The organism is Bartonella quintana (assembly GCF_009936175.1).
Taxonomy (GTDB): Bacteria; Pseudomonadota; Alphaproteobacteria; order Rhizobiales; family Rhizobiaceae; genus Bartonella; species Bartonella quintana.
In genome coordinates this window covers 1,005,594-1,021,076 of the sequence record NZ_AP019773.1, presented here as the reverse complement: position 1 = coordinate 1,021,076, position 15,483 = coordinate 1,005,594, and the positions used below count along the sequence as shown (strand labels likewise).

The 15,483-nt window shown below is 38.7% G+C and carries 14 protein-coding genes; 11 read left to right on the top strand and 3 right to left on the bottom strand.

Features of this window, described 5'->3' with window-relative positions; translation table 11 throughout:
* Window positions 1-246 precede the first annotated feature (246 nt).
* Window positions 247-2,421 (bottom strand): TonB-dependent hemoglobin/transferrin/lactoferrin family receptor, encoded by a 2,175-nt coding sequence (locus tag MF1_RS04190; RefSeq protein WP_161510532.1) that lies wholly within the window; start codon window positions 2,419-2,421, stop codon window positions 247-249.
* 239 nt (window positions 2,422-2,660) lie between these two features.
* Between MF1_RS04190 and MF1_RS04185 the strand changes: the two genes are divergently transcribed.
* Window positions 2,661-3,443, top strand: coding sequence for an energy transducer TonB family protein (locus MF1_RS04185; protein WP_014923914.1), 783 nt, complete (start codon window positions 2,661-2,663; stop codon window positions 3,441-3,443).
* Between the two features lie 114 nt (window positions 3,444-3,557).
* Here MF1_RS04185 and MF1_RS04180 read toward each other — a convergent pair whose 3' ends face one another.
* Window positions 3,558-5,651, bottom strand: a complete 2,094-nt coding sequence (locus tag MF1_RS04180) for a lytic transglycosylase domain-containing protein (protein WP_161510531.1) — start codon at window positions 5,649-5,651, stop codon at window positions 3,558-3,560.
* 245 nt (window positions 5,652-5,896) lie between these two features.
* On the opposite strand from MF1_RS04180, the gene dapA reads away from it, so the two are divergent.
* Together dapA and smpB are read left to right on the top strand one after the other, a co-directional pair.
* Window positions 5,897-6,781, top strand: a complete 885-nt coding sequence (gene dapA / locus MF1_RS04175; RefSeq protein WP_161510530.1) for a 4-hydroxy-tetrahydrodipicolinate synthase — start codon at window positions 5,897-5,899, stop codon at window positions 6,779-6,781.
* Between the two features lie 17 nt (window positions 6,782-6,798).
* Entirely contained in the window at window positions 6,799-7,275 is a 477-nt protein-coding gene (gene smpB, locus MF1_RS04170) for an SsrA-binding protein SmpB (RefSeq protein WP_014923917.1), read from the top strand.
* Window positions 7,276-7,322: 47 nt separating this feature from the next.
* Here smpB and MF1_RS04165 read toward each other — a convergent pair whose 3' ends face one another.
* Entirely contained in the window at window positions 7,323-7,991 is a 669-nt protein-coding gene (locus MF1_RS04165) for a uracil-DNA glycosylase (protein WP_042995564.1), read from the bottom strand.
* A gap of 560 nt (window positions 7,992-8,551) precedes the next feature.
* Between MF1_RS04165 and rpoZ the strand changes: the two genes are divergently transcribed.
* The 8 genes from rpoZ to era all read left to right on the top strand — a co-directional run bounded on the left by rpoZ (window position 8,552) and on the right by era (window position 15,483).
* Window positions 8,552-8,950 (top strand): DNA-directed RNA polymerase subunit omega, encoded by a 399-nt coding sequence (gene rpoZ / locus MF1_RS04160; RefSeq protein ID WP_161510529.1) that lies wholly within the window; start codon window positions 8,552-8,554, stop codon window positions 8,948-8,950.
* 130 nt (window positions 8,951-9,080) lie between these two features.
* On the top strand, window positions 9,081-11,309 hold the full coding sequence (locus MF1_RS04155) for a RelA/SpoT family protein (protein ID WP_014923919.1): 2,229 nt from the start codon (window positions 9,081-9,083) through the stop codon (window positions 11,307-11,309).
* Window positions 11,310-11,326: 17 nt separating this feature from the next.
* The gene (gene pyrE, locus MF1_RS04150) at window positions 11,327-11,905 is read left to right on the top strand and encodes an orotate phosphoribosyltransferase (protein WP_042995565.1); all 579 of its coding nucleotides are present in this window, start codon (window positions 11,327-11,329) and stop codon (window positions 11,903-11,905) included.
* 98 nt (window positions 11,906-12,003) lie between these two features.
* Window positions 12,004-12,582, top strand: a complete 579-nt coding sequence (locus MF1_RS04145; protein WP_161510528.1) for a DUF2062 domain-containing protein — start codon at window positions 12,004-12,006, stop codon at window positions 12,580-12,582.
* A gap of 20 nt (window positions 12,583-12,602) precedes the next feature.
* Window positions 12,603-13,004: a holo-ACP synthase gene (acpS, locus tag MF1_RS04140; RefSeq protein ID WP_014923922.1), complete on the top strand. Its 402-nt coding sequence runs from the start codon at window positions 12,603-12,605 to the stop codon at window positions 13,002-13,004.
* A gap of 80 nt (window positions 13,005-13,084) precedes the next feature.
* Window positions 13,085-13,897 (top strand): signal peptidase I, encoded by an 813-nt coding sequence (lepB, locus tag MF1_RS04135; RefSeq protein WP_014923923.1) that lies wholly within the window; start codon window positions 13,085-13,087, stop codon window positions 13,895-13,897.
* Entirely contained in the window at window positions 13,878-14,585 is a 708-nt protein-coding gene (rnc, locus tag MF1_RS04130) for a ribonuclease III (protein ID WP_042995345.1), read from the top strand. The genes lepB and rnc overlap by 20 nt, the downstream gene beginning before the upstream one ends.
* Window positions 14,578-15,483 carry a GTPase Era gene (era, locus tag MF1_RS04125; RefSeq protein WP_161510527.1) on the top strand — a complete coding sequence of 302 codons (906 nt, stop codon included), beginning with the start codon at window positions 14,578-14,580 and terminating at the stop codon, window positions 15,481-15,483. Before rnc ends, era begins: the two co-directional genes overlap by 8 nt.

Here is a 15,483-nt window from a genome sequence, read left to right as displayed (position 1 = left end):
TATGTTATTTATTGAGAGTTAACTTAATTTTACAATTCCAAGGAAATGAGTTGAACGATTTTCAAAAAATGATTCAACTCACTACCAAGTAAGGTTCTCTTACTAAACAGCAGAACAACCAAAAACGGATAAATCAGAAGTTGTTAAAACTCCTCTTTCAAATCTTTGTGGTTTAAAAAATAACACAACAATTTATCCTTTTTTATCAATATAATTTTATATTGATCTAATGGTTAATAGAAATAACTAAAACTTTTGCACGAATGACACCTTAAAGTTGCGACCAGGCTGACTGTAATAATCTTTTGGTATTGTACTTTTACCGGAAGGAAGATCTGATACATTCCAATATTTCTCATTAAATAGATTATAAATCCCAGCTCTTACAACAAAGCCCTTTTCGCCGAATGGCTTCCACCAGCCTGATACATCAACGACTTTATATCCCGGAATTTTTTGATAATCAGATTCCTTAGCAACTTTATCACGTTTAGCAGAGGAAGTAAGCACAACATCTGCTCCCCAGGTTTCTTTTGCATATCCTAATCCGATAATCGCTTTCAAAGCTGGAATTGAGTTAAGATATTCATCTTTTTCAAGATCTTTTCCTTGCGAATAGGCAAGGGCAAAATTGCTATGAAAACCCTTATTAAGAGTTAAATGCGCTCTTGTTTCAATGCCAAAAATACGCACGCGTGAAAGATTTACATAATATCGACGTGCAAATCTAAACTCCTCGGATGGTCCTTTATCCACGGTAGTTATAAAATTTTTATATTGATTGATAAAGGCACTGAGTGAGCCACCGAAATTGACATTCCCATATTGTATGCCAATATCATATCCATTGCTCCCTTCTGACTTAAGGTCAGGATTTCCCTTCACATAATAAAGAGGGGGTTTGATGTAGGAGAGGTAGAGTTCTGAAACACGTGGTGCACGAAAAGCTTGTGCCCATTGAGCATAAAATGTTACTTGATCACGAAAATCCCACTCCATCCGTAATTTAGGAGAAAAACGCGAACCGCTTCTTTCTGAAGGGTATTTATTAGAAATGAGAGCTTTCTCATAGGAGGGTGTTTTTTGAGGAGTATGCTTATACCAATCATAACGAACTCCAGGCGTTACACGGAAACGATTATCAGCAAAACTAATTTCATTTTCGAAAGCAAAACCAAAACTGTAGCTATTCGTATCCGGTGAATCTGATCGATTAGCAGGCAAAAAGGCGCATCCTTGTGCATTCTCCTTAAAATGACAATTATCTTTGCCTAACAGGTAATGATGAAATTGAGATGACAAGACGTTAGTAGAAAACTTTAATGCATGATTTACCGTACCAAAATCCACTTTTTTACCAGCATGAGCATTTAAACCATAATTGGTATCACGCAAAAAATTATCCCTTAAATAATCTCCTTTTGGCGCTTGAACACGAAATCCACTCATGACATGATTACTAATTTGTTTTTGCCAATAAAGCTGCCCAGAAAATGCATCAAGGAATGTGTTTTCATTGCTATAATTATAAGACAGGGAAAGGCGCTCACGACGTTTATTATCTTCATCATAAACGGATCCTGGGGAGTATCTTGTAGATGCATTCAGTGAATGAGTGTTTATTTCATAATCAAAACGCTCTGCCGTAAAACCAAGCCGGTGATTGTTATTAAAGTATTGATGAATTTTAAAAAGCAAATTATTCCGGTCAAACTGAGCGGGGTTTTTACGTGTACGCTCTTTATAGCCCTCTACAGTTCCCATATTTTTACGTTCATTACCTTCTACATGAGATCCTTGGAAAAGAAAAAATGTTTGATAATTACGCACTGCAATAGCTTGATCTACGTGCCAACTGTTATCAACAGAATGATAACCGCCTTTTATAAGACTACCCCAATTCTTTTCTTCAGGAATGAGATCTTCAGGATTAAGGGTACGCAAAGCAACGACCCCTCCTAATGCGCCGGACCCGTAAAGACTAGAATCCGATCCTTGAATAACATCAAATGTGGAAAGTGCGTTAAAATCAAATGTTGTGTTTCCACCTCTCCCACGCACTATATCATCAAACCATGGAATAATAATGCCATCCATTGTTGTAAGAACACGGTTTGCGTCTAACCCACGAATAAGAAAACTATTATTTTCTGAGTTGTAGGTTACGGAAGGATTAAGACGACTAACATCATGGACATCACTTATTTGCTTTTCATAAATGTCCTTAGCGGTTTTACGATTGGTCAAAATAGTTACCGAACCTGAAGGATCCGCTATTTTTTTCCCTTTAATAATGATAGGTTTAAGTTCAGTTACAGCATCCGCCTCTTTGCTTTGTGCAAAAACAAAAGAAGGTATACAGGCTGATAGCGCATTTAAAATCACAAAGCTTTTATAGATATTTTTTTGCCTTATTCGCATAACACATCATAACCTTTTTTAAAACATCCCCTCTCTATCTTGAAACTTACATATAAAAACCTGACTTGCTGTTCAAAACTAGCCAGCCACGCAGAAATGATTTGATGTTAGCACAAAATCACCAGAAAACCATATTAAACATGATAAAAGCAGTCAAGAAAAAAGTTGCAATTTCAAAATAGCCTGTTTTAATGAAATTAAGCATTAAGATTAAGTTTAGAATAGCGGCGTGAAAAACAATGAATTTTGCAAATACGAGGCGTTTATTAATACTTTGGATTGGTGCGTTTGTTGGTGCTTTCTTTTTGCATATAGTATTGGGAGCCCAGTTTTATTTTCGGAGTCCTGGTGTAAAGAATGACACGTTTTCATCGACAATTATGCTGACTTTTGCCTCAGAGACTGTATATCCGGATGTCGATATAGATTTGCCCAATATTGATACAGATTTATCGAATGTCATTACAGAACCACAAATATTGCAACCTGATCTTCCAGCACAAGAGGCAAAGATATTGGAATCAGTGGATGAAATTCAATCGGAAGAGTCTCAGCATGCTATAGAAAAAGATGATTTTTCACTCCTCAAGCCTTTGGAAGAATCTCCTCCTCCAAAAGTGGAGCATAAAGCACTCGTCAAAAAACCGATACCAGTACTAAAGAGTGTAGTAAAGCATTCCACTGTAAAGACAGTACGTTCGTCTACCACTAGTCAGGCCGGCAGTCCAGCAGAACTTGAGGATGCATTGTTGATGGAATGGTTGGCACAGATACAGGCGCAATTAGAAAGGCAAAAAAAATATGTTGTAGGACAACGTACCAGTCGTACAAAAGGAACAGTGAAGTTAGAATTTAGGGTGCATGAACAGGGGGAGATTTTTTCTAGCCGCATTGTTGTTTCTGCTGGTGATCCGGAACTTGATCGATTAGCTATGGCGGTGCTTCAACGTGTTGGCTTTTTTCCTCCTCCTCCTCCATCAAAAGTGCACAAAATTATCAGAGTATCTTTGATATTTAGCTGATCTTCACAGGTTTTTTTAGGCTAGTTTTACATGCCTTATGTTTATAATTGCTATGATGCTGTAGTTTATGAATTGAGGAAACACAACGAACTACTTTTTTAAATCAAAGCTTTATTACTTCCATTGTCCGGAAAGAAGGTCGGCTTTTATATCTATTTTTCCAGTGAGTCTTGCTTTGTAAACTCCATAATTTTCCATGACACGCATCACGTAATTACGTGTTTCTGTATAAGGGATGCGTTCAATCCAATCGATGATTTTATCAAGAGATTGCTCACGAGGATCGCCATAACGTTTTATCCATTCATTGACACGACGTGGACCTGCATTATAACTGACAAGGGCTAATATATAGGATCCGTTAAAACGTTTCAATTGTTCGCTTAGAAAATACGCGGCTAACGTAGCATTATAACTGGCATCACTGCTAAATTTTTTTAGTGACCATGCGATTGAATGCTTTTTTGCAAGTGCTTGTGCGGTTGTAGGAAGCAATTGGAGGATTCCTTGTGCACCTGCTGTTGATATGGCTGTTGGATTAAATTCGCTTTCTTGGCGTGCAATGGCATAGATAAACGCTTTTTCTGCTACAGAAATATCAGCAGAGGTTGGTATAGCACCGAGAGGGTGGGAAAGTGCACCAACATTTTTACCTTGAAAAACAGCAGTTTTTCCAATTTTAAGGCTGGTATAATAATCACCATTCTTTTCTGCCATAACAGCTAGAAGAGCTAATTCACCGGGGCTTTCTATTTGTTCTCCAAGTTCTCTATAAAAAATTTTAGCAAAATCAGCATAGCCGGCTGATTCAAGGTGTTGAATTGCTTGAATGGCTTTTCTTGCTCTAAAACGTTGTCGTTCAGCAGTTGTTGGTTTTGGAAAGGAGATTTCGAGTTTTTTTTGATTAAGCCGTGAAGCTGCTAATTGACCATAATAAGTTGCACTAAAATTAGCTGCGCGATGAAAATAATGCTGGGCATTTTTATGTTCACCTAGAATTTCTGCTGTTCGTCCCATCCAATAGTATCCACGGGATGCGGAAAGAGGTGCAGAAGATAATTGAGGGATACGCGAAAAATGCTGCATTGCCAATTGAGGATTATGAAGAAACCGTAGTGCATACCATCCTGCATGAAATTCAGCATCGATTGCCAATGAAGATTTCATGTCAGTGTCCATTGTAATGAGTTGATAAGCTATTGTAGGTCTATTTAAATCGAGCATTTCGCGAGAAAGGGCGCGTTGTTCTTTCCACAATGCATGAGGGTTCATAAGATGTAATGCATCTTTTGACGTGCTCATCATGAGTGTTGCGGCTGCACTATATTGTCCAGTTCGCCGAAGATGGCGAATTTTTGCAAATTGTAAGAGGGGGTTTTTTTGCCATGATCGCTCTACAGTGCGTAATTTTTGTGCAGCTTTAGGATCATTTTTTTCGACGGCAACAAAAGCATTAAAAAGAGATTGAGCATTGACTAATTTTGCGACGCGCCCAGCTGAATCGAACCGATTTGCATAAAGCATAAGTTGCATACGTTTCAGATGATCAATAGGTTTTAACGCAGCGCTTGCATTTTTAAGAACAAACTCTTCTTCTTGTGCATTAAGTTTCGTTTGATACCACCATGGTGCGATAATTTGTCGAGCACGGGCGGTTTGTCCAGTTGTGATAAGTGCTTTAGCGAATAGAGCCATACCTTGTGCTGTAAGGGGTGCGTGATGAGCAAATTTTTGGATAATCGCTTGTGCGAAATTGGTTTCATTAATAAAAGCACGTTCAGCATTGCGTTGCATAGTGGCTATGCCAGGCCATCCTTTTAGCTCTTTGATTGCATGGTATATTTCAGAGCTTGGCACATTGGCTTGGCTTGATATACCGATCGCCCATGTTAAAATATGGCGATCAAGGCTATTCTTTTCCATTGAATTACGAAGGCTGATTGTTTTTGCAATATCGTTTTTTGAAAGTGCATCTAGCCCAGCTTTAAGTTGCTTGAGCATAGAAGTATTGCGGGTTGTCGTGTGAATCTGTCTAAGAGGTTTCTGAGTTACTTTTTGTATTACAGAGGGGGTAGGGCGAACTGAAGGAATTGGTGCTTTCCCGTTAAAAATGTGTGTTTGTGCACATACACTTGAAAGTAGAATTGTTGCTGTCAGTATAAATGCAGTAAAGGTTGCTACGAAAAGAGAGGTGGAGAATGCACGCATGGAAAAAAGACCTTAAGACCTTACTTTTTGGAAACACTCAACAATTTCTAAAACATAAGCATAAACAACGGGTTAATGTAGACTGATATTTTGAAAGAAATGTTCGAGGTTAAAGGAGATCTATGCTAATTTTGTGAGGGCTTTTGTGAAATTCATCTTGCTTCAATGATAGAGCAAGATTATGCTCTATCATTGGTAATTAAAAGCTATTTTGAAAAATAAAGTGAACATTTAGGGAGTTTATCATGCTCAAGGGAGCTGTGACCGCGCTTATCACACCGTTTGACGATAATGGTGCTATTGACGAGAAAGCATTTTGCAATTTTGTCGAGTGGCAGATTACACAAGGTATTAACGGTGTAAGCCCTGTTGGTACAACAGGTGAATCACCAACTTTAAGTCATGAAGAACGTAAGCAGGTTATAGAATTATGTGTTGAGCAGGTTGCTAAGCGTGTTCCTGTTGTTGCTGGAGCGGGATCAAATAGCACAAGTGAGGCTGTAGAGCTTGCACAGCACGCAGAAAAAGCAGGTGCAGATGCAATCTTGGTTGTAACTCCCTATTATAACAAGCCTAATCAGAAGGGATTATACACACATTTTTCTTCCATTGCGAAAGCAATTTCTATCCCGGTTATAATTTATAATATTCCGGGTCGTTCTGTTATCGATATGGCCGTAGAAACCATGAGAGATCTCTGTCAGGATTTTAAAAATATCATTGGTGTGAAGGATGCAACGAGCAAAATTGAACGTGTCAGTGAACAACGTGAAAAGTGTGGCAAGGATTTTATACAGCTTTCGGGTGATGATTGTATAGCATTAGGTTTTAATGCACATGGCGGTGTGGGGTGTATTTCGGTTTCGTCCAATGTTGCTCCAAAACTTTGTGCAGAGCTTCATGCTGCTTGTTTTCGTGGTGATTATGAAACAGCATTAAAATTAAATGATCTTCTGATGCCTCTTAATCGTGCAGTGTTTATTGAACCAAGTCCTGCAGGTATTAAATATGCTGCTGCAAAATTGGGGCTTTGTGGTAGTTTTGTTCGTTCACCGATTGTTCCATTAGCGGAGACCACAAAGAAGATTATTGATGCGGCTTTGCATCATGCTGGTCTTCTTAAAGAATAAGATATATTGACGTAGCCATGAACAAAAAAAGGAATGCACCAGTCCGAAAAATAATTGCGGATAATCGTAAAGCTCGTTTCAATTTTGAAATTCTTGATAATCTTGAAGTTGGGCTTGTCCTTCAGGGAGCAGAAGTGAAGTCTTTGCGTTCCAATCATGCGAATATTGCTGAAAGTTATGCTAGTTTTGAAAATGGGGAATTATGGTTAGTGAACAGCTATATTCCTGAATATACGCAGGCTAATCGTTTTAACCATGAGCCGCGTCGTTTGCGTAAATTATTAATTTCAAAACGTGAAATGGCGCGTTTTTTTAACGCGACTTCTCGTGAAGGAATGACGCTTGTTCCCCTCAAACTTTATTTTAATGAACAAGGGCGCGCTAAATTGGAGATTGCTCTGGCGCGTGGGAAAAAGCTTCATGATAAGCGTGAAGCGGAAAAAAAACGTGATTGGAGGTGTGAAAAAGCACGGCTCTTAAAAAGATATGGATGACAGAATTGATTTGTATGTCCTTATTTCATAGCGCTGCTTAGGGAATTTCAGCATTGATCAAGATATGTTTTAGCGGCTTGAAAAATCTGATGAAACATAGCGTCCGTCAAACGGCCAGTATTGGTATTATAGCGTGAACAGTGATAACTTGAAAAAATGCGTAATCTGCCGATGTTATTTACTCCTCCATGTTCAAAAGGATGGGTTGAAATTTTTGCATTCAAGGCGTGTATCGTTGAATGATGTGCAATAGTGCCGAGGGTGATAACAGCTTTAAGTTTGGGAAGATTTGTTAAAAGAGGCGAAAAGAAATATCGACAAGTATTGATTTCTGCACTAGTTGGTTTATTTTCTGGTGGAACACAACGAACCGAATTCACAATTGCTGTATCAATGAGTTCAAGATTGTCATCTGCTCTTTCTTCGAAGGTGCCTTTGGCAAAACCGAATTTTTTTAAAGTAGAATAAAGCAATTGTCCAGCGTAATCACCAGTGAATGGACGTCCGGTTCGATTTGCTCCACGTAATCCAGGAGCAAGACCGATAATGAGAAGGCGTGTTGTGGCCGCACCTTTATAAGGAAAGAATGGGCGCACCGGTGCATTATGCCAACTTGGTTCTTTTATACGCCAGTCAGCGATGAACTTATGTAAGCGAGGGCATAAATTGCAATTTTGCGGTGGTTCTGGGAAAAGTGATGCTAATTGGCTATTCATGGCGGTAGACATTAATTATTTTTTATATTTTATAAATTTTTTTTGAGTTGTTTATGGGGTCTAGGACAGATCATGTCTTTGTTGTAAACAACCTATGATGGATGCAAACGAGCTCTTTGCTAACGTAGTTTAACATGAAATTATTGCCGATTGTTTTGCAAAGAAAGACACTCTTTGAGTGATGTATTCGATGAATAAAATGTTAAGGGGATAAAATTTCATGTTTTTGCTGATCTTATCATAAAAAGTGTGCATGAGACTGTTGTTATTATGAAAGATTTAAATAATTTTGAATGGTTGATATTCCTTTAAAAGATAAAGTCTCTAAAGAGAATAATTATGTTAAGTGCATGTATTTTCTTTGTTTGAATTAGGTACTCTTGGAGTCCTTTATTTTAGGGTAGCATTGATAACTGACTTGAAGAGGTTACACGCTTTTTAAGCTCTTTGAGCAAGAAAATATTAAAATTTGTGTTGTTTTTCTTGTGTTTTATTTTGATTATTGTATATACTCAACACCCACTATGAAATTTTTTTTAATTTTTAAGAAAGAGGCATAAATGGCCCGTGTAACGGTAGAAGATTGTATTGATAAAGTCGATAACCGCTTTGAATTGGTACTTTTAGCGGGGCATCGGGCGCGTCAGATTTCACAGGGTGCGCAGGTTACGGTTGATCGTGATAATGATAAAAATCCCGTTGTTGCTTTGCGTGAAATAGCAGAAGAAACACTATCTCCTGCCGATTTGAAAGAAGATCTTATTCATTCGTTGCAAAAGCATGTGGAAGTGGATGAGCCAGAAATGGCAAATGAATTTCTTTCTCATTCAGGTGAAGCTGAAACTGTTTTTGCTACAACATCGGGAGAAGAGAGCTGTTCGTTCGATTGTATGTCGGAAGAAGATCTTTTAGCGGGTATCGAAGGTTTGGTCATTCCGGAGAAAAGTGACGATTATTAATTGTGGCGATTTATATTATGGGAACGGATATACGTTGTTATGCGAGGGTGATCGTTTTTTTGTCTTTTGTGGATGAAATATTCATGTTTAATTAAGGGTTAGATTGTGAAAAGAATATAAAGGTGCTCGTATGATGCGTCAGTGTGAGCTTGTTGGGCGTGTTCAGCGTTACAAGTCTGACGTGGATGAGGCTCTGTTAAATAAAGCCTACGATTATGCAATGCGCAAGCATGGTCATCAGAAGCGTGCTTCGGGTGATCTTTATTTTTCTCATCCTTTAGAAGTCGCTGCTATTTTGACAGATATGCGGTTGGATGAAGCAACAATTGCGGTTGCTCTTTTGCATGATACAATTGAAGATACGAGTGCTACACGAGCAGAAATTGATCAGCTTTTTGGATCTGAAATTGGTAAGTTGGTTGAAGGACTTACAAAGCTTAATAAACTTGATCTTGTATCGAAGAAGGCAGTACAGGCAGAAAATCTTCGTAAGCTTCTTATCGCGATTTCTGATGATGTCCGTGTTCTTTTAGTCAAACTTGCCGATCGTCTTCATAATATGCGCACCCTTGGTGTTATGCGTGATGATAAGCGCCGACGCATTGCTGAGGAGACAATGGATATTTACGCGCCACTTGCTGGCCGTATGGGTATGCAGGATATGCGCGAGGAATTAGAAGATCTCTCTTTCTTTTATTTAAATCCAGAAGGTTATCGTACGATTACCAATCGGCTTTCTGAATTATTGAAACGCAACCGTGATTTGCTTTCTAGGATTGAAAATGAATTGACAAAACTTTTTTTCGAGCATGGCATTAAAGCAGATGTTAAAAGCCGTCAAAAGAAATCTTATTCAGTCTTTCGCAAAATGGAAAGTAAGGCATTATCTTTTGAACAATTATCCGATATTTTTGGCTTTCGCGTGATTGTTGAAACAATGAATGATTGTTATCGTGCTCTTGGTGTTATTCATACTACGTGGCCAATGGTCCCTGGTCGTTTTAAAGATTATATTTCTATACCAAAGCAGAATGATTATCGTTCTATTCATACAACAATTGTAGGGCCTTCGAGACAACGTGTTGAACTGCAGATTAGAACTGCTGCTATGGATGAAATTGCTGAATATGGCGTTGCGGCACATTCCATTTATAAAGATCATGGTTCCGATTATTCGACATCGAAGTTGTCAAACGAAACGAACGCCTATGCATGGTTGCGTCAAACAATTCAATCTTTGTCAGATGGAGATAACCCGGAAGAGTTTTTAGAACACACAAAGCTTGAGCTTTTTCAAGATCAAGTTTTCTGTTTTACTCCGAAAGGCCGATTGATTGCATTTCCCAAAGGCGCTACCCCTATCGATTTTGCTTATGCAGTCCATACCGACATTGGTGATTCTTGTGTGGGGGTGAAAATCAATGGTCGTATTATGCCTTTAATGACCAAATTAAAAAATGGTGATGAAGTTGATATTATACGTTCACAAGCTCAAATTCCGCCAGCAGCGTGGGAATTTCTTGTTGTAACAGGCAAAGCGCGTTCAGCTATTCGTCGAGCAACCCGTGCAGCGGTACATAAGCAATATTCAGGTCTGGGATATCGTATTCTCGAGCGTTCGTTTGAATATATGGGAAAACAATTTTCAAAAGACGTTCTTAAGCAAGTTTTGCCACGTTTGGCACGCAAAGATGTGGAAGATGTGTTAGCTGCTGTTGGGCGTGGTGAATTGCCTTCTTCTGATGTGATTAAGGCAGTTTATCCTGATTATCAAGATCACCGTGTGGTACAGAAGCCATCTTTTAAGCCTGGGGAAGAAGGTTGGTTCAACATTGAAAATGCTCAAGGGATGATTTTTAAAGTTCCAGAAAATGAAAGGGGTGCAGCTTCAGAGGAGAAGCATCAATCCAAAGCATTACCTATTCGAGGAACCCGTGGAGATATTCCCGTACGATTTTCTCCTGAAGGGGCTGTACCGGGAGACCGGATTGTTGGCATTATGCAACCAGGTGCGGGGATTGTTATTTATCCGATACAGTCTTCGGCTTTGATGGCGTACGATGATCAGCCAGAACGATGGATTGATGTCCGATGGGATATTGATGCCCAAATGAGTGAACGTTTTCCCACTCGGATTAATATTTTTGTTGTTAATAGTCCTGGCTCTTTGGCCGAAATTACGCAAGTGATTTCTGCTAACGATGCCAATATCCAAAATTTATCTTTTATTCGTACTGCACCAGATTTCACAGAAATTATGATTGATTTAGAAGTTTGGGATTTAAAACATTTGAATCGTATTTTTTCTCAGTTAAAAGAAGCAGGTTCAGTTAGCGCAGTACGACGGGTTCATGGATGAAAAAAAGAGATTTTGCGATGAATACACAAGATGTAATTGATATTTTTAAACAAGCAGATGCTATTCTGGAAGGACATTTTATTTTAACATCGGGTCGCCATAGTGCTATTTATATGCAGAAAGCGCAAGTATTCATGCATGCAGACTTGACGGAAAAGTTATGTCGTGGGTTGGCTGCAAAAATCAAAAAATCTATCAAGGAAAAAATTGATTATGTGGTTGGTCCTGCGATTGGTGGTCTGATTCCTTCGTACGAAACTTCACGTCACCTTGGTATTCCTTCTCTTTGGGTAGAGCGTGTAAATGGTGTATTTGAATTGCGTCGTTTTAAAATCAAGAATGGTGCACGGGTTGTGATTGTTGAAGATATTGTAACAACAGGTCTTTCCATTCGTGAGACAGTTGAGGCTTTGGTTGCAGCAGGAGCAGATGTGGTAGCGAGTGCGTGTATTCTTGATCGTTCTGGCGGTAAGGTTGATGTCGGAGTTCCATTGATTGCACTTGCCGAATATGAGATCGCATCTTATGCTAGTGATGCACTTCCTACTGAACTCGCGCTGCTTCCGGCGGTCAAGCCAGGAAGTCGAAATATTTAATTGTCTTTATCTTTTTTGGTTTTTGTGCAAAAAACTGGCATAATTAACCTAAATTATACGGATTATTTCATTATCACAAGATGTATATTGAGAATCATATGCTTTTTCGTCATCGAGAACCAATAGATTTTGTAAAGCGTATTCGACTTTGGTTATGGCCACGTCGTTCATTTTCTCGCTCATTTTGCTACATACGTAAACGTATTTTGCGTATATCAGCAACGCCCCATAAAGTGGCATTGGGGTTTGCTATTGGTATTTTCTTAGCTTGTTCGCCTCTCTTCGGAATGCATATTATTTTGGCAGTATTTTTTTCTTGGATCTTACGGGGAAATTTTGCAGCAGCAATTATCGGAACGATTTTTTCTAATCCACTCACATTTTTTTTGATTGTTATGGCTGATTATAAGGTCGGATACCTCTGTTTATCGCTTTTTAGCAATGTAGATGAGATTTCTCTTTCTCAAATTCACACTCTGTTTGATGGTTTGACACTTTCAAATGCATCTCGTCTTTTTAAGGGCGCATGGGAATCAATCATGAGACCGATGTTCTTAGGAGGTACCCTTTTAGGTTTTATTTTTGGTGGTTTCTCTTATATAGGTGTTTACAGAGCAATCACCCGTTTTCAACAAAAACGATATCAAAAGATTATAAAAAAAAAGCGTTTTTTATAAGAAAATTCAGGTGATATCTTATGATTGTTGGTCTCGGAAATGATCTGATTGATATAAGACGTATTGAAAGAATGCTGGTTCGTTACGGTGACCGTTTTGTCCAACGTATTTTTACGGATATTGAACAGAACAAATCTGAAAGTCTCCAAAAAAAATCTTCTTCTTATGCTAAAAGATTTGCTGCTAAAGAAGCATGTGCTAAAGCTTTGGGTACAGGAATTGCTTGCGGTGTAAATTGGAAAGATATGGGAGTGATCAATTTACCATCTGGCAAACCAATTATGAAATTAACAAATCGTGCACAAATACAACTTCAAAAGCTCTTGCCTCTTCATCATGATGCTATCATTCATCTTAGTATGACGGATGATTTTCCTTGGGCACAGGCATTTATTATTATCGAAGCACTTCCACGTGGATAGCTTTCGTGAGAGATTGTGCTTTTGCTATTTGAACATTATGATGAAAAAAAGTTAAATCTGTGATGGGAAGGTAGTCGGTGATGATCCAGAAAGAGAAAATGCATAAAAAAAAAGAAAAAAGCGAAATCCTTGAATTTATTTTCATTTTAATGCAGGCTCTGTTTTTAGCAGCGCTTATTCGTACACTTTTTTTTCAGCCTTTCAGTATTCCTTCCGGTTCAATGCGTCCCACTTTGCTTGTGGGGGATTATATATTTGTTTCTAAATATGCATATGGGTATTCTCGTTTTTCCATCCCCTTTTCTCCTCCTCTTTTTTCAGGACGTATTTGGGCGGCTCAGCCTAAGCGTGGAGATGTTGTGGTTTTTCGTTTACCGAGTAATCCGGATATTGATTATATAAAACGTGTTGTTGGGTTACCGGGTGATCGTATACAAATTCGTCAAAGCGTTCTTTATATTAATGATGAGGCTGTTTCACGTCATTTTATGGGGAAGATTGATGATTCTGATATAACGGAGGTCAATTACCCTGTTGATGTTTATCGCGAGACAATGCCTAATGGTGTTAGTTACGATACGCTTGAGTTAGCTTTTATCCCGCAAGTTGATGACACAAAGGTCTTTGAAGTTCCATCGGGGCATTATTTTATGATGGGTGATAACCGTGACAATTCAGATGATAGTCGTTTGGATGTGGGGTATGTTCCAGAGGAAAATCTTATTGGTCGAGCAAGTTTGATTTTTTTCTCTATCAGTAATGGTTCAAGTGCTTGGCAGATTTGGCGTTGGCCGTTTGATGTGCGTTGGAATCGTTTGTTTTCTTTTATTAATACCGTTTATGATTTGCCGCTTAATAAGCAGGAGATCAATGATGAATTGTCCAATAATTGATCAGCTTGAAAGATTGACGGAGCATCACTTTAAAGATGAAGAGAGATTAAGAAAAGCATTAACACATTCTAGTGTGCAAGATTCAGAACAGGGGAATTATGAACGGCTGGAATTTTTGGGTGATCGGGTTCTTGGGCTTCTAATTGCGGAAATGCTGTATAAATTGTTTCCCCAGGCAAGTGAAGGTGAATTATCGGTACGTTTAAACGGTTTAGTGAATGCGCAGACATGTGCCGATATTGCGCTAGAAATGGGTTTGCCTGATATGATCCATGTTGGTTTTGAGATGAGAAACTTAAAGGGTCGTCGGCTCACGAATATGCATGCTGATGTGATTGAAGCTTTGATTGCTGTAATGTATCTTGATGGAGGATTGAAGAGTGTTCGTCCCTTTATTCGAAGGTATTGGCAAAGTCGGGCAAAGCAGATGGATGCTGGTCGGCGTGATGCCAAAACAGAGTTGCAGGAATGGGCGCATGTGCAAGGTGGTGTACAGCCGCATTATCGGGTTGTAAAGCGTTCTGGTCCAGATCATGATCCTGTTTTTATGGTCGAGGTAAGCATTTTGGGTTTTGCACCGGAGATTGGGCAAGGAAATTCTAAACGATGCGCTGAAAGAATGGCAGCTGAAAAAGTTTTAAGACGAGAGGGAATATGGAAAACAATGGGAAAAAATGATCATGAATGATGTTATCAAAACGCGTTCTGGTTTTGTTGTGCTCATTGGGATGCCTAATGCAGGTAAGTCGACATTGGTTAATCAGTTAGTTGGAACGAAGGTTTCAATTGTAACGCATAAAGTACAAACAACAAGAACTTTAGTTCGCGGTATTGTTATTCATGATAATACGCAAATTGTGTTGATTGACACACCAGGCGTTTTTCGTCCTCACAAGCGATTGGAACGTGCTATGGTATCTGCTGCTTGGGGTGGCGCTAAGAGTGCTGATGTCCTGTTAGTTTTGATTGATGCACACAGTGGTCTTTCGGATGAAGTTTGTACAATGTTAGATATTGTAGAAAATATTAAACAGGATAAAATTCTCGTTCTTAATAAGATTGATACAGTTGCTAAATTATCTCTTTTAGCATTAACTTCTCAAATTAATGAACGAGTAAAGTTTTTGCAGACATTTATGATTTCGGCTCTAAATGGTTCTGGGTGCAAGGATTTGCTTCATGCGTTGAGTACAATGATGCAGAGGGGACCATGGTATTATCCAGAAGATCAAATTTCAGATATGCCTATGCGTCAGCTTGCTGCTGAAATTACTCGCGAAAAGCTTTTTCTTCGTCTCCACGACGAACTTCCCTATTCTTCAACAGTTGAAACAGAAAGCTGGGAAGAGCGTTCAGATGGTTCAGTTAGAATTAACCAAGTTATTTATGTAGAACGTGAGAGTCAGAAAAAAATTGTTTTAGGAGCAAAAGGTGAGACAATTAAAGCAATTGGTCAGGCAGCACGTAAAGAATTAATGGAAATCATGGATCAGAAAGTTCATCTTTTTCTCTTTGTGAAAATACGTGATAATTGGGATAACGATCCGGAACGTTACCTCGAAATGGGACTGGATTTTTTAAAATAA

Bases quoted from the DNA above. Each gene is read 5' to 3' on its own strand.
- rpoZ (WP_161510529.1), top strand. From the start codon at position 8,552: ATGGCCCGTGTAACGGTAGAAGATTGTATTGATAAAGTCGATAACCGC.
- acpS (WP_014923922.1), top strand. From the start codon at position 12,603: ATGATTGTTGGTCTCGGAAATGATCTGATTGATATAAGACGTATTGAA.
- MF1_RS04190 (WP_161510532.1), bottom strand. From the start codon at position 2,421: ATGCGAATAAGGCAAAAAAATATCTATAAAAGCTTTGTGATTTTAAAT.
- MF1_RS04180 (WP_161510531.1), bottom strand. From the start codon at position 5,651: ATGCGTGCATTCTCCACCTCTCTTTTCGTAGCAACCTTTACTGCATTT.
- smpB (WP_014923917.1), top strand. From the start codon at position 6,799: ATGAACAAAAAAAGGAATGCACCAGTCCGAAAAATAATTGCGGATAAT.
- pyrE (WP_042995565.1), top strand. From the start codon at position 11,327: ATGAATACACAAGATGTAATTGATATTTTTAAACAAGCAGATGCTATT.
- MF1_RS04155 (WP_014923919.1), top strand. From the start codon at position 9,081: ATGATGCGTCAGTGTGAGCTTGTTGGGCGTGTTCAGCGTTACAAGTCT.
- MF1_RS04145 (WP_161510528.1), top strand. From the start codon at position 12,004: ATGCTTTTTCGTCATCGAGAACCAATAGATTTTGTAAAGCGTATTCGA.
- era (WP_161510527.1), top strand. From the start codon at position 14,578: ATGAATGATGTTATCAAAACGCGTTCTGGTTTTGTTGTGCTCATTGGG.
- lepB (WP_014923923.1), top strand. From the start codon at position 13,085: ATGATCCAGAAAGAGAAAATGCATAAAAAAAAAGAAAAAAGCGAAATC.
- MF1_RS04165 (WP_042995564.1), bottom strand. From the start codon at position 7,991: ATGAATAGCCAATTAGCATCACTTTTCCCAGAACCACCGCAAAATTGC.
- rnc (WP_042995345.1), top strand. From the start codon at position 13,878: ATGAATTGTCCAATAATTGATCAGCTTGAAAGATTGACGGAGCATCAC.
- dapA (WP_161510530.1), top strand. From the start codon at position 5,897: ATGCTCAAGGGAGCTGTGACCGCGCTTATCACACCGTTTGACGATAAT.
- MF1_RS04185 (WP_014923914.1), top strand. From the start codon at position 2,661: ATGAATTTTGCAAATACGAGGCGTTTATTAATACTTTGGATTGGTGCG.